24 protein-coding genes are annotated in these 23,124 nt (G+C 67.1%); 18 read left to right on the top strand and 6 right to left on the bottom strand.

The features are described 5' to 3' along the window. Nucleotides 1-22 precede the first annotated feature (22 nt). The gene (locus tag FZ938_RS17825) at nt 23-1,216 is read right to left on the bottom strand and encodes an MFS transporter (RefSeq protein ID WP_281497563.1); all 1,194 of its coding nucleotides are present in this window, start codon (nt 1,214-1,216) and stop codon (nt 23-25) included. 166 nt (nt 1,217-1,382) lie between these two features. On the opposite strand from FZ938_RS17825, the gene FZ938_RS17830 reads away from it, so the two are divergent. Then, entirely contained in the window at nt 1,383-2,159 is a 777-nt protein-coding gene (locus tag FZ938_RS17830; RefSeq protein WP_149199804.1) for an AraC family transcriptional regulator, read from the top strand. A gap of 9 nt (nt 2,160-2,168) precedes the next feature. On the opposite strand, the gene FZ938_RS17835 is transcribed toward FZ938_RS17830, so the two are convergent. After that, the gene (locus tag FZ938_RS17835) at nt 2,169-3,056 is read right to left on the bottom strand and encodes an SDR family oxidoreductase (protein ID WP_149199805.1); all 888 of its coding nucleotides are present in this window, start codon (nt 3,054-3,056) and stop codon (nt 2,169-2,171) included. Nucleotides 3,057-3,157: 101 nt separating this feature from the next. On the opposite strand from FZ938_RS17835, the gene FZ938_RS17840 reads away from it, so the two are divergent. Further along, complete coding sequence (locus FZ938_RS17840) at nt 3,158-4,009, top strand: helix-turn-helix transcriptional regulator (protein WP_149199806.1); 852 nt, start codon at nt 3,158-3,160, stop codon at nt 4,007-4,009. A gap of 91 nt (nt 4,010-4,100) precedes the next feature. Here the strand turns inward: FZ938_RS17840 and FZ938_RS17845 are convergent, their stop codons facing one another. Beyond that, nucleotides 4,101-5,465, bottom strand: coding sequence for a sigma-54 interaction domain-containing protein (locus FZ938_RS17845; RefSeq protein WP_149199807.1), 1,365 nt, complete (start codon nt 5,463-5,465; stop codon nt 4,101-4,103). A 393-nt stretch (nt 5,466-5,858) separates the two neighbouring features. Between FZ938_RS17845 and FZ938_RS17850 the strand changes: the two genes are divergently transcribed. From FZ938_RS17850 to FZ938_RS17875, 6 genes are all read left to right on the top strand, one after another. After that, nucleotides 5,859-6,770 carry a 3-hydroxyacyl-CoA dehydrogenase family protein gene (locus FZ938_RS17850; protein WP_149199808.1) on the top strand — a complete coding sequence of 304 codons (912 nt, stop codon included), beginning with the start codon at nt 5,859-5,861 and terminating at the stop codon, nt 6,768-6,770. An 81-nt stretch (nt 6,771-6,851) separates the two neighbouring features. Further along, complete coding sequence (gene kce / locus FZ938_RS17855; protein WP_149199809.1) at nt 6,852-7,790, top strand: 3,5-dioxohexanoate:acetyl-CoA acetone transferase; 939 nt, start codon at nt 6,852-6,854, stop codon at nt 7,788-7,790. A gap of 33 nt (nt 7,791-7,823) precedes the next feature. Continuing rightward, nucleotides 7,824-8,603 (top strand): 3-hydroxybutyrate dehydrogenase, encoded by a 780-nt coding sequence (locus FZ938_RS17860; RefSeq protein WP_149199810.1) that lies wholly within the window; start codon nt 7,824-7,826, stop codon nt 8,601-8,603. An 83-nt stretch (nt 8,604-8,686) separates the two neighbouring features. Continuing rightward, nucleotides 8,687-9,901: an ABC transporter substrate-binding protein gene (locus FZ938_RS17865; RefSeq protein WP_149199811.1), complete on the top strand. Its 1,215-nt coding sequence runs from the start codon at nt 8,687-8,689 to the stop codon at nt 9,899-9,901. A 169-nt stretch (nt 9,902-10,070) separates the two neighbouring features. Beyond that, entirely contained in the window at nt 10,071-10,490 is a 420-nt protein-coding gene (locus tag FZ938_RS17870) for a CopG family transcriptional regulator (protein WP_149199812.1), read from the top strand. Nucleotides 10,491-10,543: 53 nt separating this feature from the next. Further along, entirely contained in the window at nt 10,544-11,806 is a 1,263-nt protein-coding gene (locus FZ938_RS17875; RefSeq protein ID WP_149199813.1) for an extracellular catalytic domain type 1 short-chain-length polyhydroxyalkanoate depolymerase, read from the top strand. A gap of 124 nt (nt 11,807-11,930) precedes the next feature. Here the strand turns inward: FZ938_RS17875 and FZ938_RS30845 are convergent, their stop codons facing one another. From FZ938_RS30845 to hypA, 3 genes are all read right to left on the bottom strand, one after another. Continuing rightward, complete coding sequence (locus tag FZ938_RS30845) at nt 11,931-12,452, bottom strand: IS6 family transposase (RefSeq protein ID WP_281497564.1); 522 nt, start codon at nt 12,450-12,452, stop codon at nt 11,931-11,933. A gap of 3 nt (nt 12,453-12,455) precedes the next feature. After that, nucleotides 12,456-12,749 carry an IS1 family transposase gene (locus tag FZ938_RS30850; protein ID WP_211101095.1) on the bottom strand — a complete coding sequence of 98 codons (294 nt, stop codon included), beginning with the start codon at nt 12,747-12,749 and terminating at the stop codon, nt 12,456-12,458. 90 nt (nt 12,750-12,839) lie between these two features. Beyond that, on the bottom strand, nt 12,840-13,181 hold the full coding sequence (gene hypA / locus FZ938_RS17885) for a hydrogenase maturation nickel metallochaperone HypA (RefSeq protein ID WP_149199814.1): 342 nt from the start codon (nt 13,179-13,181) through the stop codon (nt 12,840-12,842). A 558-nt stretch (nt 13,182-13,739) separates the two neighbouring features. Here hypA and FZ938_RS17890 point away from each other — a divergent pair. The 10 genes from FZ938_RS17890 to FZ938_RS17935 all read left to right on the top strand — a co-directional run bounded on the left by FZ938_RS17890 (nt 13,740) and on the right by FZ938_RS17935 (nt 23,095). Further along, nucleotides 13,740-14,216 carry a 4Fe-4S dicluster domain-containing protein gene (locus tag FZ938_RS17890; RefSeq protein ID WP_085091330.1) on the top strand — a complete coding sequence of 159 codons (477 nt, stop codon included), beginning with the start codon at nt 13,740-13,742 and terminating at the stop codon, nt 14,214-14,216. 2 nt (nt 14,217-14,218) lie between these two features. Further along, nucleotides 14,219-16,024, top strand: coding sequence for an aldehyde ferredoxin oxidoreductase family protein (locus FZ938_RS17895; protein ID WP_149199815.1), 1,806 nt, complete (start codon nt 14,219-14,221; stop codon nt 16,022-16,024). 94 nt (nt 16,025-16,118) lie between these two features. Beyond that, nucleotides 16,119-16,391 carry a MoaD/ThiS family protein gene (locus FZ938_RS17900; protein ID WP_149199816.1) on the top strand — a complete coding sequence of 91 codons (273 nt, stop codon included), beginning with the start codon at nt 16,119-16,121 and terminating at the stop codon, nt 16,389-16,391. A 14-nt stretch (nt 16,392-16,405) separates the two neighbouring features. After that, the gene (locus FZ938_RS17905; protein WP_149199817.1) at nt 16,406-18,256 is read left to right on the top strand and encodes an NADH-quinone oxidoreductase subunit 5 family protein; all 1,851 of its coding nucleotides are present in this window, start codon (nt 16,406-16,408) and stop codon (nt 18,254-18,256) included. A gap of 20 nt (nt 18,257-18,276) precedes the next feature. Beyond that, the gene (locus tag FZ938_RS17910; RefSeq protein ID WP_149199818.1) at nt 18,277-19,506 is read left to right on the top strand and encodes a proton-conducting transporter transmembrane domain-containing protein; all 1,230 of its coding nucleotides are present in this window, start codon (nt 18,277-18,279) and stop codon (nt 19,504-19,506) included. Beyond that, nucleotides 19,503-20,012, top strand: coding sequence for an NADH-quinone oxidoreductase subunit B family protein (locus FZ938_RS17915; RefSeq protein ID WP_149199819.1), 510 nt, complete (start codon nt 19,503-19,505; stop codon nt 20,010-20,012). Before FZ938_RS17910 ends, FZ938_RS17915 begins: the two co-directional genes overlap by 4 nt. Then, nucleotides 20,009-20,917, top strand: coding sequence for a respiratory chain complex I subunit 1 family protein (locus FZ938_RS17920; RefSeq protein ID WP_149199820.1), 909 nt, complete (start codon nt 20,009-20,011; stop codon nt 20,915-20,917). Before FZ938_RS17915 ends, FZ938_RS17920 begins: the two co-directional genes overlap by 4 nt. Before the next feature lie 14 nt (nt 20,918-20,931). Continuing rightward, nucleotides 20,932-21,474 (top strand): 4Fe-4S binding protein, encoded by a 543-nt coding sequence (locus FZ938_RS17925; protein ID WP_149199821.1) that lies wholly within the window; start codon nt 20,932-20,934, stop codon nt 21,472-21,474. Next, complete coding sequence (locus FZ938_RS17930) at nt 21,464-22,003, top strand: NADH-quinone oxidoreductase subunit C (RefSeq protein WP_246457342.1); 540 nt, start codon at nt 21,464-21,466, stop codon at nt 22,001-22,003. The genes FZ938_RS17925 and FZ938_RS17930 overlap by 11 nt, the downstream gene beginning before the upstream one ends. Nucleotides 22,004-22,015: 12 nt before the next feature. Further along, the gene (locus tag FZ938_RS17935) at nt 22,016-23,095 is read left to right on the top strand and encodes a hydrogenase large subunit (protein ID WP_149199822.1); all 1,080 of its coding nucleotides are present in this window, start codon (nt 22,016-22,018) and stop codon (nt 23,093-23,095) included. The last annotated feature ends 29 nt before the right edge of the window (nt 23,096-23,124 follow it).

Genomic DNA, 23,124 nt, shown 5'->3' on the forward strand with positions numbered 1-23,124 from the left:
GACCCTTCACCGTCCCTGCCGGCTATCGCCGCTCCACATTCGGCAGGAAGACGGTCAGCAGCCCCAAGAGCGGAAGGAACGAGCAGGCGGAATAGACGAAGCCGATGCCGCGCCAGTCGGCGACAAGGCCGAGCCCCGCCGCACCGATGCCGGCGACGCCGAAGGCCAGCCCGAAGAACAGGCCCGACACCAGACCGACCCGGCCGGGCAGCAATTCCTGCGCATAGACCACGATGGCGGGGAAGGCCGAAGCCAGGGCCAGCCCGATCACGGCGCTGAGAACCACCGTCGCCGTCAGGCCGACATAGGGCAGGGCCAGGGTGAAGGGCAGGATCCCGAGGATCGAGACCCAGATCACCGTCTTACGGCCGATGCGGTCGCCGACCGGCCCGCCGATCACCGTTCCCGCCGCGACCGCCGCCAGGAAGACGAACAGGCAGAGCTGGGCGTCGCCGGTGGACAGCCCGAAGCGGTCGATCAGGTAGAAGATGTAGTAGCTGGTGATGCTGGCCAGATAGACGTATTTGGAGACGATCAGGGCGATCAGGATGCCGACGGCCCTGGCGACGTGTCCGGCCGGCAGTTCGGTCCGATGCGCCGACTGTCTGCCACTCGCGCGGGGTTTGGCGTTCAGCCGCTGCCAGCTTCCCAGCCGGACCATGACCACCATGCCGGCAAGGGCGGTGATGGCGAACCAGCTGAGGCTGCCCTGGCCGTGGGGCAGGATGACGAATGCCGCCAGCAACGGGCCGAGCGCGGAGCCGAGATTGCCGCCGACCTGGAACAGCGATTGTGCCAGCCCATGGGCGCCGCCGGAGGCTTGGCGCGCGATGCGCGACGCTTCCGGATGGAAGACGGACGACCCGAAGCCCAGCAGCATCCCGCCGGCCAGCAGCGCCGGAAAGCCGGGCGCCCAGGCCAGGGTGAGAAGCCCGAGCAGGGTGGAGCCCATGCCGAAGACCAGCGAATAGGGCATCGGCTTGCGGTCGGTGACGAGCCCGACCAGCGGCTGCAGAAGCGATGCCGTGACCTGATAGACGAAGGTCAGCAGGCCGAGTTGGGCGAAGCTGAGGCCGAACTCGTCTTTCAGGATCGGATAGACCGCCGGCAGCAGCGACTGGATCATGTCGTTGAGCAGGTGGCAGGCGCTGATCGCGGCCAGGATGGAAAAGGCCGTCGAACCGGTGCGGGGCCGGCTCATGGTGGTGTCGGTCACGGGGGCATGCCCTCTTCTCTCCGCCTCAGGCGTTGGGTCCGTCCCGCCCTTGAAGGAGGGGGCGGTCCGGGATCGCCCGGCATGTTGCGTTGAATGCACCGTAAGCCTACGGTCGGCTGAGAAGGCCCGCCACCGCGGTCAGGCCAGTTTCCTACGAGATCGGGCCATGGTCAGAAATGTCCGCGTCGACGAGATCGATGCCGTCCAGCGGCCACTGCTCGCCACCACCCACGATTACCCGGACGGCGGCACGCTGCCGCTCCACCGGCACCGGCGCGGACAGCTGATCTCCGGCATCACCGGGGTGCTGATCATGTCGACGCCGCAGGGGCGATGGGTGGTGCCGCCGGACTTCGGCCTGTGGATTCCGCCCGGCGTGATGCACGAGGTCCGCATGATCGGGGCGGTGACCACCCAAAGCCTCTACCTTGATCCGGACCTGACCGGCGGCATGCCGGACCGCTGTCAGGTCGTCGGGCTTTCGCCCTTCATCCGCAGCCTGATTTCCCGCGCCGTGGATGTCCCGGCCGATTACGATCCGGACAGCCATGACGGCGCGGTGATGGCGCTGATCCGCTACGAAATGCAGCATCTGCCGGCCCAGCCGCTGACCGTGCCCTTCCCGACGAACCCTGCCCTGGCCGAGCGTTGCCGACGCTTTCTTCGGCGACCGGCGGTGCATGAGACGATCGAGCAATGGTGCGACGGGCTGGGGGTCAGCCGGCGCGCCTTCACCCGGCTGTTCCGGCGGGAAACCGGGCTGAGCTTCCTGGAGTGGCGCCAGCAGGCCTGCCTTGCCGCCGCCCTGCCGCGGCTGGTGGCGGGGGAGAGCGTCACCGCTGTCGCGCTCGACCTCGGCTATGACAACCCCGCCGCCTTCACGGCGATGTTCAAGCGGGTGCTCGGATCGTCGCCGCGCGCCTATCTCAAGGGTGACGGCTGACGCCTCCGCTCATGGGTATCGCATCGCCTCCAGATCGGCGATGAGACCGGGACCTTGCGGTCGCCAACCGAGCGTCGCCTGCGTCAGGGCGCTGGATGCCGCCATGTCGATGCCCGCGAACATCGTCATCCAGCCGAAGGACTCCGCCGCCTTGTCCTGCGGGATGGAGACCACGGGAATCCTCAGGCCGCGCGCCAGCGTTTCGACGATCTCGCGGGTCTCGACTCCTTCCTCGCCGACCGCGTGGTAGCGGGCGCCGGCTTCCGCCTTCTCGATGGCCAGCCGATAAAGGCGGGCGACGTCGCTGAGATGACCGGCGGACCAGCGGTTGCGCCCCTCGCCGATGTAGGCTGCGGCACCCTTTTCGCGGAAGATGGCGATCAGCGGGGTGATCAGTCCCTGCTTCTCGGTGTTGTGGACCTGCGGCAGACGCAACACCGCGACGTTGACGCCGGCATCCAGCAGTTCGTTGCCGGCCTGCTCCGATGCGATGCGCGGATTGGGGTGGGAATCGTCGAAGACATCCTCCCGGGCGAGCCTGCCATGGCCGGCACCGCCGATACCGACCCCGGAAGTGATCAGCAACGGGCGCCGGGATCCCTTCAGCACCTCGCCCAGCGCGCCGATCACTCGGCGGTCCTTTTCGCAGTTCTCGACAAAGCGCGAGAAGTCGTGGTCGAAAGCGGTGTGGATCACCGCGTCGGCACTCTCGGCGCCGCTTCGGACGCTCGCCAAGTCCTCCAGGGTGCCGTGGTGCGGCTCGACCCCGGCGGCTTCCAGCGCGCGGGCGCCGTCAGCGGATCGGGTCATGCCGACGACATGGTGCCCGGCCTCCAGCAATTCGGACAGCACCGCCCGGCCGATGAAGCCGGTGGCGCCGGTGAGGAAAATACGCATGGGGACATCACCTTTCCAATTCCGTCACCCTACTCTGATGGGTTGTGATATCCTGTTAAAGTAGTGACGTTTTCCTAGTATAGCGGCTACCAGGATCGCCGATGCAGCCCGACGCAAAGCAGGTCAGCACACTCGCCGCCTTCCTGCGCGACCGCCGCACGCGGCTCGATCCGGCGGCTTTCGGCTTCACGGGGCGCCGCCGCACGCCGGGACTGCGCCGGGAGGAGGTGGCGCAGCGGGCCAACATCAGCCCGACCTGGTACACCTGGCTGGAACAGGGGCGGGGAGGGGCGCCGTCGGCCGACGTGCTGGACCGGATCGCCGGCAGCCTGTTGCTGACCGATCTGGAACGGGAGCATCTGTTCATCCTGGCGCTCGGCCGTCCGCCGGAAATGCGGTACAGGCCGGCGGATGGCGTCAGTCCGCGTCTGCAACGGCTGCTGGATGCGTTCGACGCCTGTCCCGCCTTCATCAAGACGGCGACCTGGGACGTGCTGGCCTGGAATCAGGCCGCCGCGGTCGTTCTGACCGATTACGCCACGCTTCCCCCCGACCGGCGCAACATCCTGCGGCTGGTGTTCTGCAATCCGTCGATCCGGGCCAAGCAGAAGGATTGGGAAGGCATGGCGCGGTTCCTGGTCGGCGCCTTCCGGGTCGATGCCGCCCGGGCCGGGGCGGTGAAGGAGATTGCCGACCTCGTCGACGAGTTGTGCCGGGCCAGCGCGGATTTCGCCCGGTTCTGGAAGGAGAACGACGTCTATGCGCCGAGCGAGGGGATCAAGCGCCTGCAGCATCCCGAACTCGGCAGCATCGAGATGGAGTTTTCCGGATTCGCCGTCGATGGCCGTCCGGACCTGGGGCTGCTGGTCTACAATCCGCTGGATGAGCAGATCAAGGACCGCATCCGTGCCATCGTCGCCCGAAGGACAGGGACGGGGGCGGCGGGGCACTGAGCGGTGCGCCCTGGTAGGTCTCGCCCGATCGTCCAGCGGCCGCGCCCGTCCATCGACGCCCGGATGCTGGGCCGCGGTCCAGAGGCTGGCATCAGTCGTCTGAATGCGACGCAATGCCGTGTTTGCGCAGTTTGGCGTAGAGGTTTGTGCGCGAAAGGCCGAGCCTCCGGGCCGCTTCGAGCTTGTTGCCCCGGCAATCCTCAAGGGATTCCAGAATGAGCGCCCGTTCCAATTCGTCCATGGCGGCGTTCAGGGACCGCTTCCGGTCGGGTGGGGCAGGGGGTTGGATCGCGGCGCTCGGAAGGATGTCCGCGAAATCTTCGGCCCTGATGCGCTCGCCTTCGGTACGCACATAGACCTGTTCGATGACGTTGGCCAATTCACGGACATTGCCGGGCCAATCATGCTGCCGCAGCGCATCCAGCGCCGCAGGCGTGAACTCGCGCATCGGCTGATCGAGACTGATGGCGATCTTCTCCGAAAACAGGGGGGCCAGGATCTCCAGGTCGTCCTTGCGGTCACGGAGCGCCGGCAGTTGTATCGGAAAGACATTGAGCCGGTAGTACAGATCCGACCGGAAGGTGCCGCTGCGCACCATCTCGGCCAGGGGACGGCTGGTTGCCGCGATGATGCGGACATCGACCTTGATGACCTGATTGGACCCGAGCGGTTCGACCTCGCGTTCCTGCAGGGCGCGCAGCAATTTGGCCTGCAGCGGCAGGGGCATGTCGCCGATCTCGTCGAGAAACAGCGTTCCGCCATGGGCAAGCTGGAACTTGCCGGGGCGTGGCTGGCGGGCGGCGCCCGTATATGCCCCCGGTGCGACCCCGAAGAACTCCGCTTCCAGAAGATTTTCGGGAATCGCGGCGGTGTTGACGGCGACGAAGGGGCGGTGGGCACGGTCCGAGGAGGCGTGGATCGACTGGGCCACCAGTTCCTTGCCGGTCCCGGTTTCGCCAAGCAGCAGGACCGCCGACCGGATCTGGCCGGCCCTGCGCACCAACCGCTTGACCTGAAGCATCGGCTGGCTGAAGCCGATCAGGTTCTCCACCGTGTATTGGGAGGCGCGGCTCGCCGCCAACTCCTGCTCCACACGGGTCAGGCGGGACTGCAACTTGTTGAAGCGGTCGGCGATGGGCCGAAGATATGTCAGGCTGTTCTTCAGGGCGAAGGCAAGGGCGCCGATGACCTGTCCCTGCTCATCGCGCAGGGGAAGGCGGCTGACCAGTAGCGTGTGCTCGCCATAGCGCATGATGTCGAGCGGCAGCGACCGACCCGTTTCCACCACCTCGCGCATCCGGCTGTGTGGAATGATGCGCTCCACCGGTTGGCCGATTGCGTCCGCCGGCGACCGGAAGCCAAGCATCGCAATCTGCTTGTCGCTGAACCAGACATGCTTGTCATTCGACCAGACGAGACGCGCATCCTGATCGACCAGTATGGCGCCGTCGATCATCTCATCGATCATCACCATCAGCGCACGTGCCGCAGCGAAATGACCGGCCGGATCCTTCTGCATGCCACGCTCCTCGGTGTCGCTGATTGTCAATATACTGTACATTGTTTGTCAGAAAAGTGAACACGGTGAAAGCGCGGATTTGCAGAGGTATTCCGCCCTTTGCGGCAGTCGACTGTCAGCGATCGCTAACTTCTGCTCTTCCGCATAGTGAAAGCGGCTTGGCGCATATCCTTTTCTTTCAAGCAGTTATCCATGTGGCACGCGCGTTGCTAACCATCCCTTCCAAAATGCGCGCCACCCGAACAATCCGCCTCGCAATCCTACGGACCTTGGCAGGAAAGAGGGGCGGGCACGGGCTTCCGGTCAGGCAAAGGGGGATATGCACGCGCCATGACAAACCAGCGCATCGCGATCATCGGCGGCGGACTGATGGGGCACGGGATCGCACAGGCCTTTGCCGCCGCCGGACATCGCGTCGCCATCCAGGAACCCGATGCCGAACGCCGGTCCGCGATCCCCGACCATGTCCGCCGCAATCTGCGGGCATTGGGCGAGGACATCGCGGCCGCCAACCTGATCGACCTGCACGAAACGCTGGCGGGCGCCGTTGCCGGCGCCGACATCGTCATCGAGGCGGTGCCGGAGGACCTCGCCCTCAAACAACGCATCGTCGCCGCCATCGAAGCGGCCGCGCCTCCCCATGCGCTTCTCGCCAGCAACACGTCGGTCATCCCGATCACGCGGATCATGGAGCCGCTTTCCGACAAGTCCCGTGCCCTGGGCACTCATTGGTGGAACCCGCCCTATCTGATCCCGCTGGTCGAGGTGATCCAGACCCAGGACACCAGCGATGCCGCAATCGCCGCGATGATCGGCCTGCTGACGTCCATTGGAAAGACGCCGGTGCATGTCCGCAAGGATGTTCCCGGCTTCATCGGCAATCGCCTGCAGCACGCGCTCTGGCGCGAGGCGATTGCCCTGGTCCAGAACGGCGTGTGCGATGCCGAAACGGTCGATGCCGTGGTCAAGGCGAGTTTCGGCCGGCGGCTCGCCGTCCTCGGACCGTTGGAGAATGCCGATCTTGTCGGCACCGACCTGACCCTCGCGGTTCATGAGCATGTCCTGCCCGATCTCGACCGCAGCCCCGGTCCGCTGCCGCTTCTGCGCGATCTGGTCGCGTCGGGACGGCTGGGCATGAAGGCCGGCGCCGGTTTCCGGACCTGGACGGAAGCGCAGCGGGAGGAGGTCACCGCCACCCTTGCAACGCATCTTCAACGCCTGGATGGCCTCGACCGCCGGTAGCCGCCGCCGCAGCCGCTCGGCGACGTTCAATCTTCAATCGTCCGCAGCCTCGACGGGCGGTTCAACACAGGAGGGCCTTGCATGGCCGCATCAGGCAAGAAAGTCATTATCAGCTGCGCGTTGACGGGCTCGATCCACACGCCCACCATGTCGGACGCCCTGCCGGTCACGCCCGACGAAATCGTCGAGCAGGGGGTCGGTGCGGCCGAAGCCGGGGCGGCGATCCTGCACCTGCACGCCCGCGATCCCCGCACTGGACAGCCGACACCCGATCCGGCGGTGTTCATGCAGTTCCTGCCGCGGCTGAAGCAGTCCACCGACGCGGTGCTGAACATCACCACCGGCGGTTCGCTCAACATGACGGTTCAGGAACGGCTCGCCGCCCCGCTGCAGGCCCGGCCGGAAATGTGCTCGCTCAACATGGGTTCGATGAACTTCGGCATCTTCCCGTTGGCCGACCGGTACAAGAACTGGAAGCATGACTGGGAAGAGCCCTACCTGCGCAGCACCGACGACTTCATCTTCCGCAACACCTTCCGGGACATCGCCTATATTCTGGAACACCTGGGTGAAGGCTGTGGCACGCGCTTCGAGTTCGAATGCTACGATGTCGGCCATCTGTACAATCTCGCGCATTTCCTGGATCGCGGACTGGTGAAGACGCCGCTCTTCATCCAGACGATCTTCGGAATCCTGGGCGGCATCGGGGCGGAGGAGCGCAACCTCGTCTTCATGCGCGAAACCGCCGACCGCCTGTTCGGCAAGGATTACGAATGGTCGGTGCTGGCCGCCGGCCGCCATCAGATTCCCTTCACGACCATGGCCGCGGTGATGGGCGGCAATGTCCGGGTCGGGCTTGAGGACAGCCTCTATCTCGCCAAGGGCCGGTTGGCGCGGAACAGCGCCGAGCAGGTGGCGAAGATCCGTCGCATCCTGGAGGAACTGTCGCTGGAGGTTGCCACCCCGGAAGAGGCGCGCGCCATGCTCCACCTCAAGGGCGCCGATCAGGTGGCGTTCTGAGCCGCCCCATTTTCCCATATCAAGGACCGATAGATGCAGAACAGAAACGCCGTGGTTACCGGTTCCACCAGCGGAATCGGGCTGGCGACCGTGCGGGAACTGGCCGGCCGGGGCTGCCATGTGGTGGTCAACGGCTTCGGCGACCGTGCGGAGATCGACCGGACCTGTGCCGAGATCGCGGAGTTGAGCGGGACCCGGATCGTCTATTCAGGCGCCGATCTCAGCCGGCCGGAGGAGGCCCGCGCCCTGATGGCGGAGGCGGCTGACCTGCTGGGACCGATCGACATCCTGGTGAACAACGCCGGCATCCAGCATGTCGCCGCCCTGCACGAGTTTCCCGACGACAAGTGGGACCTGCTGCTGGCGGTCAATCTCAGCGCCGCGTTCCACACCATAAAGGCGGCTGTGCCGGCGATGCGGGAGCGGGGCTGGGGACGCATCGTCAACACCGCGTCCGTGCTGGGCATGGTCGGCGCCCCGCACAAGCCGGCCTATGTCGCCGCCAAGCATGGCATCATCGGCCTGACCAAGTCGGTGTCGATCGAGGTCGCCGGTCATGGCATCACCTGCAACGCGGTCTGTCCCGGCACGGTGCTGACCCCAATCATCGAACGCCAGATCGCCCAGCAGGCGCAGGTCACCGGCCTGCCCGAGGATCAGGTCCTGAAGGCCGTATTCCTGGAAAAGATGCCGACCGGCCGGCTGATCGGCCCGGAGGAGGTGGCCGCAGCCATCGCCTTCCTCTGTTCCGACGCCGCGGCGTCCATCACCGGGGCGATCCTTCCCGTGGACGGCGGCTACACCACCCATTGAGTCAAGGTCCCGCGACCCTTCGGGCGGCGCCGTCGCCGGCGACCGCCCCAATCACCAAGAACTGACAGAATTGGGAGTGAAAGATGCGCAAGTTCCTTCTCGCCGGCGTCGCCTTCGCCACGCTGGCCGTGGGTTCGGCCTCAACCCAGGCGCAGGCCCAGATGTCCGACAACGTCATCAAGATCGGGATGCTGTCCGACCGCTCCGGCATCTACGCCGACATCAACGGCGAAGGATCGGCGGTTGCCGCAAGGATGGCCGCCGAGGAGTTCGGCAACGCGGTCAACGGCACGAAGATCGAGATCATCGTCGGCGACCACCAGAACAAGGCGGACATCGCCGCCAACCTTGCCCGCCAATGGATCGATACGGAAAAGGTGGACGTGATCGCCGATGTGCCGAATTCGGCCGCCGCGCTGGCCGTGCAGGGGATCACGCGGGACAAGAAGCGCCTGTTTCTGATGTCCGGTCCCGGTTCGACCGACCTGACGGGCAAGGATTGCAGCCCCTACGGCTTCCAGTGGACCTGGGACAACCATGCCGTCGCCTCTGCCACTGCCCGCGCGCTGGTCGAGCAGGGCAGGAAGAGCTGGTTCTTCATCACCGCCGATTATGCCTTCGGCCATTCGCTGGAGGCCGAAGCGGCCGACACGGTCAAGCAGCTCGGCGGGACCATCAAGGGCAGTGTGCGTCATCCGCTGGGCGCATCCGATTTCTCTTCCTACCTGCTTCAGGCGCAGGCTTCGGGCGCGGACGTGGTGGCCTTCGCCAATGCCGGCGGCGACACCATCAACGGCGTCAAGCAGGCGGCCGAATTCGGCATTCCCCAGGGTGGGCAGACCTTGGCCGGCCTGCTGCTGAACATCAACGACATCAAGGCGCTCGGACTGGAGACCTCGCAGGGGCTGATGCTGGCGAACTCCTTCTACTGGGACATGAACGACGAGACCCGCGCCTGGTCGAAGAAGTTCGAGGAACGAACCGGCCGCATGCCGTCGATGAACCAGGCGGGTGTGTATTCGGCGGTCCGCCATTACCTGAAGGCCGTGCAGGAGACCGGCACCGACGATGCCGACAAGGTGGCTGCCAAGATGCGCAGCATGCCCGTCACCGACATGATGATGAAGGAGGCGAAGATCGCCGATAACGGCCGCGTCTTCGACGACATGTATCTGGCGCAGATCAAGACGCCCGCCGAATCCAAATACGCCTGGGATTATTTCAAGATCATCAAGAAGATCCCCGGTACGCAGGCCTACATCGACCCGAAGGCCAGCGGCTGCCCACTCGTGAAATGATGGGAAAGGGGAGCGTTCGGGCTCCCCTTTTTCACTGCTCTGCATCAGGCCACCCTCGGTGGCGGGAATTGCGCGCCGACGGCCGTCCGAAAACATCGGGGTCGGGCTTGAACAGCGGGCAGGAACCATCCATCTACCATCCAGTTGGATGGTGAACGGATGGAACATCATGAGCGACGTGGCGCGAGACCTGCGACCGAAAGCCGGTGACAGCGAGAAGATCACAATCAATCTCGGCTACGTCGACCTGGGTCACATCGACTTGCTGGTGGAGGAGGGGTTCTATTCGAACCGCACCGACTTCATCCGCACCGCCATCCGCAACCAGGTCGACAAACACGCTGAGGTGGTCCGCCAATCCGTGACGCGAAAGAGCGTCGATCTTGGCCTTCGCCATTTCAGCCGTGCCGACCTGGAAGCCGTGCAGGCCCAAGGGCGGATGCTGGACATCCGTGTCCTCGGGCTTGCCGCCATCGCCCAGGACGTGTCACCCGAGCTTGCCCGCGCCACCATCGCCACGCTGACCGTACTTGGCGCGCTCCATGCGCCGGCCGCCGTCAAGGCGGCGCTCGCCGACCGCATCCGCTGATGCGTCCCGCAGCGCCGATACCGGCGTCATCCCCGAACCGAGAAAGCATCCAGATGTCCCAAACACGCCCCACCGGCTTGCCGCCCGGCATGGACGAGGTCGCCCGCCTGACCCAGGCCGGCCGGCTCGCCGAAGCGACTGGCCTGATCCAGCGCCTGCTGCGGGGAGAGGGCGCGACCGAACCTGCGGCGGCTCCAGCCGCCGCGCCGGACCCGACCGTGCTGGAGGGAGAGTTCGTGCGCCTCGATGCCGCTTCCGGACCTCAAGCCCGGAGCGACACCAAGGATCACGTGCGACCAACCGGCAAGATGGCGGGAAACCGGTCCGGAAAGGGCGTGAGGACCGGCCTTGGCGAGACCCTGCGCGGCCTTGCGGCGCGCCTGCAGCCGACGGGGTTGCGGGGTGGCGGTGCTCCGCGCCCGCCCGCCGAACCGCTGCCGGATGGCGCATCCTTTGCGACGGCGTCCCACAGCGGGGCGTCGGGGACGCGGGCTTACAAGCTCTATGTGCCGGCCAACCGCGGCGACGGGCCGCGTCCGTTGGTGGTGATGCTGCACGGCTGCACCCAGTCGCCCGACGATTTCTCCGCAGGGACCCGGATGAACGCCTTTGCCGAGCAGCACGGCGTTTACGTCGCCTACCCCGAACAGCCGGCCTCGGCCAACGCCCAACGCTGCTGGAACTGGTTCAAACCCGAAGACCAGCGCCGCGGCCATGGGGAGCCGGACCTGCTGGCAGGGATCACCCGCCGGATCATCCACGACCATCCCATCGACCCGAACCGGGTTTACATCGCCGGGCTGTCGGCCGGCGGTGCCGCCGCGGCCATCATGGGGGAGGCCTATCCCGACCTCTATGCGGCGGTCGGCGTGCATTCCGGCTTGCCTGCCGGCGCCGCACACGACCTTCCCTCCGCCCTCGCCGCCATGCGCCAGGGCGACCATGGGGCCATGGGCAGGGCAGGGGCGGGAAGGGCGGGTGCCGGCCGCCCGGTACCCACAATCATCTTCCACGGTGATCGCGATACCGTTGTCCACCCGCGAAACGGCGATCAGGTGGCTGCCCAGGCGACGGCCGCCGTGGCCGGCCTAGGCACTGAGGTGCAGCACGGCGAAGCCCCCGGCCGGCGTTCCTACAGCCGAACCCTGCACACCGACCCTTCCGGCCGGACGCTGTGCGAGCAATGGGCGATCCATGGCGCCGGACATGCCTGGGCAGGTGGGAGTCCCACCGGCTCCTACACCGACCCGCAGGGTCCGGACGCCACGGCGGAGATGATGCGCTTCTTCCTGGAACACCGGGTGGAACCACGCTGAAGTGCGACAACACGTTCTCATTGATCTGTTGGCCTGCTTTTAGGCATTGCTTCAGGGGTTCCGTCAGGTGTCACGCCCCGCCTGAGCCGGCGATGCGAATGGCCCGGAGGGCGGTCGCCGTGAACTATGCGACAGCGAGTATGTCGCGCAGGGCGGCGACCCTCTGGACATGGATTGCCCGTCGGCGTGCCGCCGGGACGTGCTGCTTGCGCCGGGTCGCCGGGCGCAGAAAGTTGCGCACCTCGTCGTAAGCCCGGCAAAACCGTGCGGCGCTGACCGGCGACTTGAAGCCACGCATCGGGCGGGTGCGCCCTTTGACTCCGCGGTGATCTTGCTCCAAATGGTTGTTCTTGTATTTGGATTTTCGGTGCTCGACGTCCTCGCCGAACAGCTCGTCAATCGCGGGTGGGTAGCCGGCGTGCTTGTCCGTGGTGATCGTCTCGGGGATGATGCCAGTGACCTCGATAGCAGAGCGGAAGAAGGTTTCGGCGGCAGCCTGGTCGCGGGTAGCGCTGAGGAAGACATCGACCAGATTACCGTCGCTGTCGATGGCCCGGTACAGGTATTGCCACTGACCCGCGACCTTGAGGTACGTTTCATCCACATACCAACTGCGGCCGATCTTACCTCGGCGGCGCTGGCGCAAAGCCTAGGTGAGCCGCGGCGCCAGCTTGGCCTCCCAGTCGCGCACCGCCTCGTGGCTGAAGACCAGCCCGCGTAACAGCAAGATTTCCGCCAAATCGCGCAGGCTGAGCTTGAGCCGCAGCCGCCACAACACGATCAGGAACACCACGTCCGAAGGCAGTTGCAGCCGGTTCAGCACCGAGCCGGTGCGCTCATTGAATTGGCGCCGGCAGCCGTGGCAACGAAAGCGCCGATACCCATACATCGTCCGGTCCGAACGCTCGGTCGTGCTCGCCGACTGGCAGTGTGGGCAACGCATCCGTCTCCTCCTTGTTGAGAGGGGAGATCCGGGGAATGGCCAAGCTCCCGGCAACTTGGCGCAAGCCCTGACGAAACCCGTCCCGAAACTCTATTCCCCTTCGAACGAAACCACCCGCATGTCGCGGCCGGCCAGCAGCGTGCGCCGGGTCCCACCGCAGGCCGGGCATGGCGCGATCAGCGTGTCTGGCGCGTAGTCGGTGCCGCAGGCGTCGCAGCGCGCCTTCAGCGCCGTCCGCTCGATCGCCAATTCCGCCCTGGCGGCGAGCGTGTCCTCCGTCACCAGGGGAAAGCAGAACAGCAGCGCGTCCGGATCGATGGCGGCGCCCGCTCCGATGTCGACCGTGACGCGGGTCACCCGGCGGATGCCTTCCCGTCCGGCGCTTTCGACCACCAGGGTGACGATGCTTTCGCACAATGATAGTTCGTGCATCGGTAAGTTTCCGAAGAAATCTAGGCTTTCCCTAGGGCCGATTCCATGTCTTCACCATAACGAGCGCAGAAGCGTTGATGTAAATCATATCGGCGCATGCAGGCTGGTGATAAGAAAGAGCAGTCTGGTCCAAAGATTGGCGGCCCCGCCCTCCAGGCAAGGTTAACAGCCTGGCCCTATGTTGTTTCGATCATAACGGGTCAACGACTATGGTCATCCCAACGACGCGGACCATCCGCCCGACAGCCCTGGGCTCCGGCGGATCGACAACGAACACCCCGGGTTGTCATCCGCCCTGACGGGCATCCCGATCACGACAGGCCGGCTTCATCCCCGGGCCAGTCCCCCATGCCTCAGGTCAAGATTTTGGCCACGCCCGGCGGTTTCTCCGCCGTACCGGCGGTGATCCCCTGTTGCCGCAAGCCGGCCAAGCCACGATCCGAGGAACCAGCCCAACACCGGACGCGCGAGAGCGGCCGGCCAGAACGGCCGGAACGCACTCGACAGGAGCGCTGAGAAGCGGAGCCCGCGTCACGGCTATTAGGAGGTCACCCGACCATGAGCATGATGCTGATGATCCATCCGGACAAATGCACCGGATGCCGCAACTGCGAACTCGCCTGCTCCATGGAGCATGAAGGAGACTTTCGGCCGAAAGCCTCTCGCATCCATGTCTACACCTGGGAACGTGAAGGCTTCTCCGTCCCCATGATGTGCCAGCAGTGCAAGGACGCTGCCTGCACCACCGTCTGCATGCCGAAGGCGATGCACCGCAACCCGGCCAACGGCCAGGTCGAGCTGGATCAGTCGAAATGCATCGGCTGCAAGATGTGCGTGCAGGCCTGCCCGTTCGGCTGCGCCTCCTGGGATTTCCTGGGGTCGCAGATCCTGAAATGCGACACCTGCGGTGGCGATCCGGCCTGCGCGACGATCTGCCCCACCCACGCGCTGGAATGGGTCGAGGACACCGTGTCGGCGCAGGCGCGCAAACGCTCCTTCGCCACCAAGCTCAAGAATGCCTTTGCGGAGGTCTGATCATGCACGGCTGGACAGGAAAAATCCTTCGGATCGATCTCAGCACCGGCAAGATCGCCACCGAAGCGCTGAAGACCGACCTGGCGCGCGACTACATCGGCGCCCGCGGCCTCGGCACCAAATACATGTACGACGAGGTGGATCCCACCGTCGACCCGCTGTCGCCGGCGAACAAGCTGATCTTCGCATCGGGTCCGATGACCGGCACCTTCGCGCCGTCAGCCGGCCGCTACGACGTGGTCACCAAGGGGCCGCTGACCGGCACCATCGCCGCTTCGAACTCCGGCGGCGCCTGGGGGCCGGAGCTGAAATACGCCGGCTACGACATGCTGATCCTGGAGGGTCGCTCGCCGAAGCCGGTCTATCTGTGGATCCAGGACGACAATGTGGAGATCCGCGACGCCGCCCATCTCTGGGGCAAGGACGTTCCCGAGACGACGGAGACGCTGAACGCCGAGACGGCGACCGACGCCAAGATCGCCTGCATCGGCCCGGCCGGTGAGAATCTGTCCTTCATCGCTTCCATCATGAACGACATGCAGCGCGCCGCCGGCCGCACCGGTGTCGGCGCGGTGATGGGGTCGAAGAACCTGAAGGCGGTGGTGGTGCGCGGCACTGGTGCGGTCACCGTCGCCGACAAGACCGCCTTCCTCGCCGCGGTGAGCAAGGCCAGCACCATGATCAAGGAGCATCCGGTCGGCGGCACCGGCTTGCGCCTCTACGGCACCAACGTGCTGGTCAACATCCTGAACTCGGTGGGCGGCCTGCCGACCGGCAACTTCCAGGACGGCCATTTCGAGACCGCCGACAAGGTGGGCGGCGAGACGCTGGCGGCCAACCAGCTGCAGCGGCCGAAGGGCTGCTTCTCCTGTATCATCTCCTGCGGCCGCGCCACCAAGGTCAAACACCCCAAATACAAGGGCGAAGGCGAGGGGCCGGAGTATGAAACCGCCTGGGGCTTCGGCCCGGATTGCCGAATCGACAACCTCGACGCGGTGATCAAGGCCAACTACTACTGCAACGAATACGGCCTGGACACCATCTCGATGGGCGGCACCGTCGCCTGCGCAATGGAGCTGTTCGACCGCGGCATCATCACGCTGGAGGACACCGAGGGTCTGGAGCTGACTTTCGGCAATGCCGACGCAATGGTGGAGGCGGTGCGGCTGGCCGGCATCGGCCAGGGTTTCGGCAAGAAGCTGGCGCTGGGCTCCTACCGGCTGGCCAGCCTCTACGGCCATCCCGAACTGTCGATGACCGTCAAGAAGCAGGAGATGCCGGCCTATGACCCGCGCGCGGTCCAGGGCATCGGCCTGAACTACGCCACCAACAACCGTGGCGGCTGTCACGTCCGCGGCTACACCATCAGCCCCGAGGTGCTGGGTGTGCCGGTCAAGGTCGACAAGGACAGCATCGACGGCAAGGCGGAGCTGGTCGCCCTGTTCCAGAACCTGACGGCGGCGCTGGATTCGAGCGGATCCTGCCTGTTCGCCACCTTCGGCATCGGTGCGCCCGAATTCGCCGAGTTGATGACGGCGTTGACCGGCTTCGCCTACACCGGCGACAGCTTCATCGAGGCGGGCGAGCGGATCTGGAACCTGGAGCGGCTGTGGAACCTGAAGGCCGGGCTGACCGCCGCCGACGACACCCTGCCGCCGCGCCTGCTGAGTGAGCCGATCGTGACCGGCCCGTCGAAGGGGGCGGTCAGCCGCCTGCCGGAAATGCTGCCGCTCTACTACGGCGTTCGCGGCTGGGACGCCAACGGCGTGCCCACGCCGGAGAAGCTGAGCGCGCTGGCGCTGGCCTGACCCTGTCCGGACCGCCCGCCGCGGCCATCCGCCGCGGCGGCGGCAGTCGGGTGGCGGTGGTCAGGCGGCGGTCCTGGAAGAAGGGCCCTGTCCCATGAAAATCTCCTATTTCGCGCTGCTGCGCGACGCCACCAAGAAGTCGCATGAGGTGTGGCAGCGTCCCGCGGCGACCCTGCGGGACCTGCTGCGCGATCTGGCCGCCGAATACGGCCCGAACTTTGCCCGCTGGATCCTGAAGGACGGCGAACTCGCCGGCTACGCCATCATCCTGGTCAACGGCCAGGACGTGCGCGGTCTTCAGGGGCTGGACACGCCACTGTCGCCGGACTCCGACGTCTTCATCTTTCCGCCGCTGGCCGGTGGCTGAGAAAGGGGCTGGTCATGACGTCCACAACGCTCCCTATTCTTCTCCTGCTCGGGGGCTTCGTCCTTCAACTCCTGCTCGCCCGCTGGCTGACGCCGGTCGGCAAGGGGGTGCTCGCGACCGCCGTGGTCTTCGCCTCCTTCCTCGCCTCGCTGACGCTGGTGCCGGCCAGCATGGCCGGCGTCGCGGCGGAGGCGCCGCTGCTTGCCGGCTGGGACGGTCCGCTGTCGATCGGCCTGCGCGTCGACGGGCTGAGTGTCCTGTTCATGGTGATGGGCACCGGCATCGGTGCCGCCATCCTGCTGTTCTCCGTCCGCTACATGGAGCATGAGGAGCAGGGCACGACGCGCTTCTACGCCATCATGCTGATCTTCGTCGCCGGCCTGCTGCTGCTGGCGGGCGCCGCCGACATGCTGGGCGCTTATGTGGCGTGGGAGGTGATCGGGCTGTGCTCCTACAGTCTGGTCGGCTTCTGGTACAAGCAGAAGGCGGCGACCGACGGCGCCCGCAAGGTGCTGGTTATCACGCACCTCGCCGGCTACGGATTCCTCGTCGGGCTGGTGCTGGTCTATGCCCGCGCCGGTACGCTGGCCTGGACCGATCCGGCCGTCGCCTCCGCCTTCACCTCGGGCGTCGCCGCGCTGTTCATCGTCGCGGCGATGGCGAAATCGGTGATGTTCCCGTTGCACACCTGGATCCCGGAGGCGATGAACGCGCCGACGCCGGTGTCGGCGCTGCTGCATTCCGCCTGCTACGTCAAGGCCGGCGTCTACCTGATCGCCCGCATGTATGTGGTGGGCGGTGGGCAATGGCATGAGGCGATGGGAACCCCGCTGCTGGCGGTCGGCTGCGTCACCATCCTGGTCGGCGTCATCTTCGCCATGGCGCAGACCGACCTGAAGCGGCTGCTCGCCTTCCACACCGTCAGCCAGCTCGGCTACATCGTCGTCGGGCTGGCGCTCGGCACCGATCTCGGGCTGGCGGCCGGGCTGTTCTATTGCCTGAGCCACGCGCTGTTCAAGGGCACGCTGTTCATGTGCGCCGGCGCCATCCAGCACGCCACCGGCACCCGCGACCTGCGCGACCTCGGCGGTCTGGCGTCGGCGATGCCGGGAACGGCGAAGGTGTGGATCATCGCCGCGGCGTCGATCGCCGGCGTGCCGCTGACCAACGGCTTCGTCGCCAAATGGCTGCTGTTCAGCGCAGCGCTCGACAAGGGGCTGCTGGTCGTCGTGCTGGTCGGCTGGATCGGCAGCATCCTGACCGCCTTCTCCTTCCTCAAGGCCACGGTCAACGCCTTCTACGGCGTGCCGTCCAAAGCGCTGCTCGGCCGTGCGGTACACGAGGCGTCGCCGAGCATGCTGGCCGGCATGGGGTCGATGGCCGGGCTGTGCCTGCTGTTCGGCGTCGCGCCGCAACTGCTGATGCTGCCGATCGTCGCCCCGGCGGTGCGTTCGCTGGGCTTCGACTGGGCGGTGGAGATGAGCTGGCTCGGCATCCTGACCGACCGCGGCACCATCGCGGTGACCGTCGGCGGCGGCGTGGTGCTGGCCTCGGCCATGCTGGGGCTGCTGGTCTACCGGCTGGCGCAGGCGCCGGCCCCCGGGCTGGTGTCGGTCTATTCCGGCGGCGAGCCGCTGCCGGCCGGCGACCGGCCCGGCGCCGTCGATTTCGCCGAGATGGCGGAAATCGCATTTCACCCCGTCTATTCGCTCGATCCCGATCCCGGCTATCTCCGGATCTGGCGCGCCCTGACCCGTGTGGCCGGTGCGGCGCAGACCGCGGCGGACGCCGTCCTTGAGGATCGCCCGCTGCTGCCCATCGGTCTCGTCGCGATTGCCGCGCTGGCCGGCGTGTGGCTGGTCTGAGCGCTGCCGGAGGCATCGACATGGACACGGTCCTGATACCACTCTTCCTGGGAATCGCGCTCGGCGTCGGCCTTTACGCCCGCGCCATCCCGCAGGGGGATCGATCCTGGTGGCGCTTTGCCGCCGCCACGGTCGCACTCGCCATCGCCGCCCGGCTGGCCGGCCACTCCTGGCCCCATTCCTGGACGGCGACCCTGCTCGCCTCCGCCGCCGAGCTGGTGGCGGTCGGCATGGTGTGGAGCGGCGGAACCGACGCGGCGCGGGCCGCCGCCCGCAAATACCTGACGGCGGTGGTCCTCGCCACGCTCTGCACCTGGGCGGCGCTGGCGCTGACCGGCCTCGGCACGCTGCGGCCCGGCGCGCCGTGGGACAAGCTGGCGGTGGCGCTGCTGCTGATCGGCGTCGCGCTGAAGCTGGGGCTGGTGCCGGTCTATTTCTGGCTGCCGGCGGTGGCGCGGGCCTCGTCGGCGATGACCACCGCGCTGATCGTCGCGGTGGTCGATGTCGGCGCCTTCTGCGAGCTGCTGACGCTGCGCGAAACCGCCCCCTGGATCTTCACCGGTTTCGCGCCGCTGTGGATCGGGCTGGCGGTGCTGTCGCTGCTGGGCGCCGCGCTGCTGGCGCTGGCCCAGCGCGCGCTGAAGCCGATGCTGGCCTTCTCCTCAATCGACGACATGGGCTATCTGCTGCTCGGGCTGGTCATCGGCGGCGCCGACGGCATGGCTGGGGCATGGTTCGGCATTCTCGGCCACGCGCTGGGCAAGATCGTGCTGTTCGGTGCGGTCGGGGCGGCGGAATGGCATCTCGGCCGGGCGGTGACGCTGGACGACCGCGGCCTGTCGACCCCGCTGCCTGTGGCGAGCGCCGCCTTCATGCTGGGAGCGCTGGGCTTCATCGGCATCCCACCGACGCTCGGCTTCATCGGCCATTGGCGGCTCTATCTGGCCGGGGCAGAGCTGGGCGGGCCGCTGCTGCTCACTGTGCTCTACGCCTCCTCGGCGATGGCGCTGCTGTGCTACGTCCGCGTCATCCACCGGGTCTGGCTCGGTCCGGCGATCGCGGGGCCTTCCGTCGGAACGGGTGGGCAGCCGCTGCCGCGTGCCGCCGCCGTGGTCCTGCTGGTCTTCGCCGTCGCACCGGTGCTGTTCGGGCTGACCCCGAACCGGCTGCGCCCCGCGATCGAGCCTCATCCGCACGTCGCTGAACTGACTGGCCCGCTGGTGGCCAACCCGCTGGGAGGTGTGAAATGAACCTCATCGAACGGGTCATCGCGATCTCGCGCCGCCGGTCGCCCTGGATCTGCCGGCTGAACGCCGGTTCCTGCAACGGCTGCGACATCGAGATCACGCCGCTGCTCAGTCCACGCTACGACGCCGAGCAGTTGGGCATCGAGCTGCACGGCACGCCCAAGCACGCTGACATCGTGCTGATCTCCGGCACGCTGACCCTGCGGTCCCGTGAGGCGATCCTGGACATCTACGCCCAGGTTCCCAACCCGAAGGCGGTGGTGGCGCTGGGATCCTGCCCATCGTCGGGCAACGTCTTCGCCGGAAGCCCGCTGGTGCTGAGCTGCTCGCTCGACACCGTCGTTCCGGTCGATGTCTGGGTGCCCGGCTGCCCGCCGCGCCCCCAGGCCATCCTGGACGGCATCGCCCGCGCTGCCAAGCTGCTGGAGGACGGCGCGACCAAGAGCCAGTTGGCCAAGAGCCGGCTTGCCCGAAGCCAGCCTGAGAGCCGGTGCGGGAGGCTGTCATGAACGCCGTCTGGTCCTATCTGGTCGCCATCGCCGTCTGGCCCGGCCTGCTGTTCGCCGCCCCGCTCGGCTGGCTAGAGCTGTGGTTCATGCGCAAGCTGGTGGCCCGGCTGCAAGGCCGCCAGGGTCCGCCCTTCTTCCAGCCCTTCTTCGATGTCATGAAGCTGCTGGGCAAGGAAACAGTCATTCCCCGGGGCGTCAGCCGCGGCATCTTCCTGGCGCTGCCGCTGGTGTCGGTGGCGGCCGTGACGGCGGCGCTGGCCATCGTGCCGCTGCCCGGCAACCCGGTGCCGTCGCTGCCCGGCGACGTCGTGCTGCTGCTGTACCTGATGGAGGTGCCGGTCCTGTGCGAGGTGCTCGCGGGCTATGTCAGCCGGTCGATCTACGGGCAGGTCGCGGCGATGCGCGAGGCGATCCTGTCGCTGGCCTACAACCTGCCCTTCCTGGTCGCCATCATCGCCATGGCGCAGATGGCCGGCAGCTTCCAGATGCGCGCCCTGCAGGAGGTGCCCTACGGCCTCGTTCATTTGCTGGCGGCCGTGACCTTCCTGCTGGCGCTGCCGGCGCGGATGAAGCTCAACCCCTTCTCCATCGCCAACGCCGAGCACGAGATCATCGCCGACAGCCACATCGAATACAGCGGCCCGCCGCTGGCGCTGTTCAAGCTGTCCCACGCCATCGAGGTCGTGCTGCTGACCGAGCTGTTCGCCGTCGTCTTCATCCCGGCGACGCCCTGGCCACTGGTCAATCTGGTGGTCTATCTCGTCGCCGGCATCCTGGTGCTGGGCGGGGTGACGCTGCTGGCGACCACCACGGCACGGCTGCGCCTGACCCAGGCCTTCCGCTTCTACTGGGTCTGGGGCGGCCTCGCCTCGGCCATCACGATGGCCGCGACTCTGGTCCGGTGAAGGGGGATACCGCCATGGCAATGCTGAAGACCATCCTCGGCAACCTGCTGCGACCGTCGCGCACCCGCGCGCCGGCCGACATGCCGGTCGTGCCCCCGACATACCGCGGTGCGCTCACCCACGATGCCGGCCGCTGCACCGCCTGCGGCACCTGCGCCTTCGTCTGCGCGCCCAAGGCCATCCACTTCACCCAGGAACCCGGCGTCTCGGTGTCCTGGCATTTCTTCATCGGCCAATGCTCCTTCTGCGGGCTGTGCGAGCAGAACTGCCCGACCCGGGCGATCCATCTGCGCGCCGACGTCCCCGGTTCGATGAACAGCGCCAGCGGCGACGGGCTGCGGCTGGAAAGCGTCATCCGCCTGCAGCCCTGCACCCGCTGCGGCGCCGCCCATGTCCCGCTGCCGGCGGCGACGATGGACGCGCTGTGGGCAGCGGGTGCGGACGAGGCCGAGCGCGGCTATTGCCCCGACTGCCGTCGCTGGGCGGCGAGCGCGCGTCTGCGCACCGCCTTCATCCCGGACGGCGCCGTCGCGGAGGGAGGTCGCCATGACCGCTGACACCATGACCGCCGACATCGAAAGCACCGAACGCGCATTCCCGCGCCTGACCGAGGCGCTCAGGGCCATTCCCGGCGTCCGCTCGGTCGCCGCCCGCAACGGCGCGCTGTGGGCCGACGCTCCGCTGCTGGATGTGGAGGCGATGGCCGCCGCGATGGCGGCACTGGGCATCCGGCTCGGCACCGTCACCGCCATTCCGCACCCCGACAGCGCCGAATCGACGGTGATCTACCATTACATCGACGAACATCGGATCATCAACGTCAAGACCTGCACCCGCAACGGCGCGCTCGCCTCGCTGGCGCCCAGCGTCCGGGCGGCGTCCTGGGCCGAGCGCGAGATCCGCGACCTGTTCGCGGTCGAGTTCCCCGGCCACCCCAACCCGGTCCCGCTGATCCGCCCGGAGGGGATCGACACGGCGACGCTGCGCGAGGCGATGTGCCGCCCGGCGACGGTTGCCCGCAAGCCTTCTTCTCCGCTGGCCTCTCCCCCGGCCTCGCCGCCCGCCCCCCCTCCGGCCCGTTCCTAGGAGTTCCCGGCCATGCCCTACAGCTTTCCGCTCGGCCCTTATCACCCGGCCCTGGAAGAGCCCTTCAAGGTCAAGGTGCAGTGCAGGGGCGAGGTCATCGAGTCCGCCACCGTCGAGGTCGGCTTCAGCTATCGCGGCATCGAGCTGCTGGCGCAGAAACGCAACTGGGTCGAGGTCATCACCCTGATCGAGCGCGTCTGCGGCATCTGCTCCAACACCCACGCCATGACCTTCTGCATGGCGGCGGAGACCATCGCCGGCATCGAGCTGCCCAAGCGCGCCGCCCACATCCGCACCATCATCGCCGAGCTGGAACGGCTGCATTCGCACCTGCTGTGGGCCGGCGTCGGGGCGGAGGACATCGGCTTCCATTCGCTGTTCATGGAGGTCTTCACCCTGCGCGAGCGGGTGATGGACACGCTGGAGGCGATCAGCGGCAACCGGGTCAATTACGGCATGAACTGCATCGGCGGCGTCCTGCGCGACATCCCCGATCCGGCGGCGCATCTGCCGGCGCTTGACGCGCTGGCCAAGGGACTGGGCGAGATCGTCATCCCCACCTTCACCCAGAACCCGACCGCGCTGGCCCGCACCCGCGGCGTCGGCCGGCTGAGCAGGGAGCAGGCGGTGGAATGGGCGGTGGTCGGCCCGGTGGCGCGCGCCTCCGGTCTCGACATCGACGTGCGCAAGGACCAGCCCTACCTGTCCTACGCCGATCTCGGCTTCGAGAGCGTCGTCCGGCCGGAAGGCGACGTTCAGGCCCGCGTCGTGGTGCGGGCGCTGGAGATGATGGAGAGCGTTCGGCTGATCCGCGAGGCGCTGCTGTCGCTGCCCCCCGGCCCGCTGAGGGCGACCCAGGGGCTGCCGGAGATACCGGCCGGCGAGGCGACCATCCGCACCGAGGCGCCGCGCGGCGAGGCCTTCTACTACGTCGCCTCGGAAGGCGGGGCCTCGCCGGCCCGCGTCAAGATCCGCACCCCGTCCTTCGTCAACATCCCGGCGATCGAACCGATGGTGATGGGCCAGACGCTGGCCGACCTCTCGATCATCCAGGCCTCGGTGGACCCATGCATTTCCTGCACCGACCGGTAGCGAACGGCGTTGGTGCACGGAGGCAGCGA

Source organism: Azospirillum oryzae, from assembly GCF_008364795.1.
GTDB lineage: Bacteria > Pseudomonadota > Alphaproteobacteria > Azospirillales > Azospirillaceae > Azospirillum > Azospirillum oryzae.

Bases quoted from the DNA above. Each gene is read 5' to 3' on its own strand.
- hypA (WP_149199814.1), bottom strand. From the start codon at position 13,181: ATGCACGAACTATCATTGTGCGAAAGCATCGTCACCCTGGTGGTCGAA.
- FZ938_RS17835 (WP_149199805.1), bottom strand. From the start codon at position 3,056: ATGCGTATTTTCCTCACCGGCGCCACCGGCTTCATCGGCCGGGCGGTG.
- FZ938_RS17865 (WP_149199811.1), top strand. From the start codon at position 8,687: ATGCGCAAGTTCCTTCTCGCCGGCGTCGCCTTCGCCACGCTGGCCGTG.
- FZ938_RS17875 (WP_149199813.1), top strand. From the start codon at position 10,544: ATGTCCCAAACACGCCCCACCGGCTTGCCGCCCGGCATGGACGAGGTC.
- FZ938_RS17905 (WP_149199817.1), top strand. From the start codon at position 16,406: ATGACGTCCACAACGCTCCCTATTCTTCTCCTGCTCGGGGGCTTCGTC.
- FZ938_RS17850 (WP_149199808.1), top strand. From the start codon at position 5,859: ATGACAAACCAGCGCATCGCGATCATCGGCGGCGGACTGATGGGGCAC.
- FZ938_RS17860 (WP_149199810.1), top strand. From the start codon at position 7,824: ATGCAGAACAGAAACGCCGTGGTTACCGGTTCCACCAGCGGAATCGGG.
- FZ938_RS17920 (WP_149199820.1), top strand. From the start codon at position 20,009: ATGAACGCCGTCTGGTCCTATCTGGTCGCCATCGCCGTCTGGCCCGGC.
- FZ938_RS17910 (WP_149199818.1), top strand. From the start codon at position 18,277: ATGGACACGGTCCTGATACCACTCTTCCTGGGAATCGCGCTCGGCGTC.
- FZ938_RS17935 (WP_149199822.1), top strand. From the start codon at position 22,016: ATGCCCTACAGCTTTCCGCTCGGCCCTTATCACCCGGCCCTGGAAGAG.
- kce (WP_149199809.1), top strand. From the start codon at position 6,852: ATGGCCGCATCAGGCAAGAAAGTCATTATCAGCTGCGCGTTGACGGGC.
- FZ938_RS17925 (WP_149199821.1), top strand. From the start codon at position 20,932: ATGGCAATGCTGAAGACCATCCTCGGCAACCTGCTGCGACCGTCGCGC.
- FZ938_RS17845 (WP_149199807.1), bottom strand. From the start codon at position 5,465: ATGATCGACGGCGCCATACTGGTCGATCAGGATGCGCGTCTCGTCTGG.
- FZ938_RS17930 (WP_246457342.1), top strand. From the start codon at position 21,464: ATGACCGCTGACACCATGACCGCCGACATCGAAAGCACCGAACGCGCA.
- FZ938_RS17895 (WP_149199815.1), top strand. From the start codon at position 14,219: ATGCACGGCTGGACAGGAAAAATCCTTCGGATCGATCTCAGCACCGGC.
- FZ938_RS30850 (WP_211101095.1), bottom strand. From the start codon at position 12,749: ATGCGTTGCCCACACTGCCAGTCGGCGAGCACGACCGAGCGTTCGGAC.
- FZ938_RS17900 (WP_149199816.1), top strand. From the start codon at position 16,119: ATGAAAATCTCCTATTTCGCGCTGCTGCGCGACGCCACCAAGAAGTCG.
- FZ938_RS17915 (WP_149199819.1), top strand. From the start codon at position 19,503: ATGAACCTCATCGAACGGGTCATCGCGATCTCGCGCCGCCGGTCGCCC.
- FZ938_RS17840 (WP_149199806.1), top strand. From the start codon at position 3,158: ATGCAGCCCGACGCAAAGCAGGTCAGCACACTCGCCGCCTTCCTGCGC.
- FZ938_RS17890 (WP_085091330.1), top strand. From the start codon at position 13,740: ATGAGCATGATGCTGATGATCCATCCGGACAAATGCACCGGATGCCGC.
- FZ938_RS17870 (WP_149199812.1), top strand. From the start codon at position 10,071: ATGAGCGACGTGGCGCGAGACCTGCGACCGAAAGCCGGTGACAGCGAG.
- FZ938_RS17830 (WP_149199804.1), top strand. From the start codon at position 1,383: ATGGTCAGAAATGTCCGCGTCGACGAGATCGATGCCGTCCAGCGGCCA.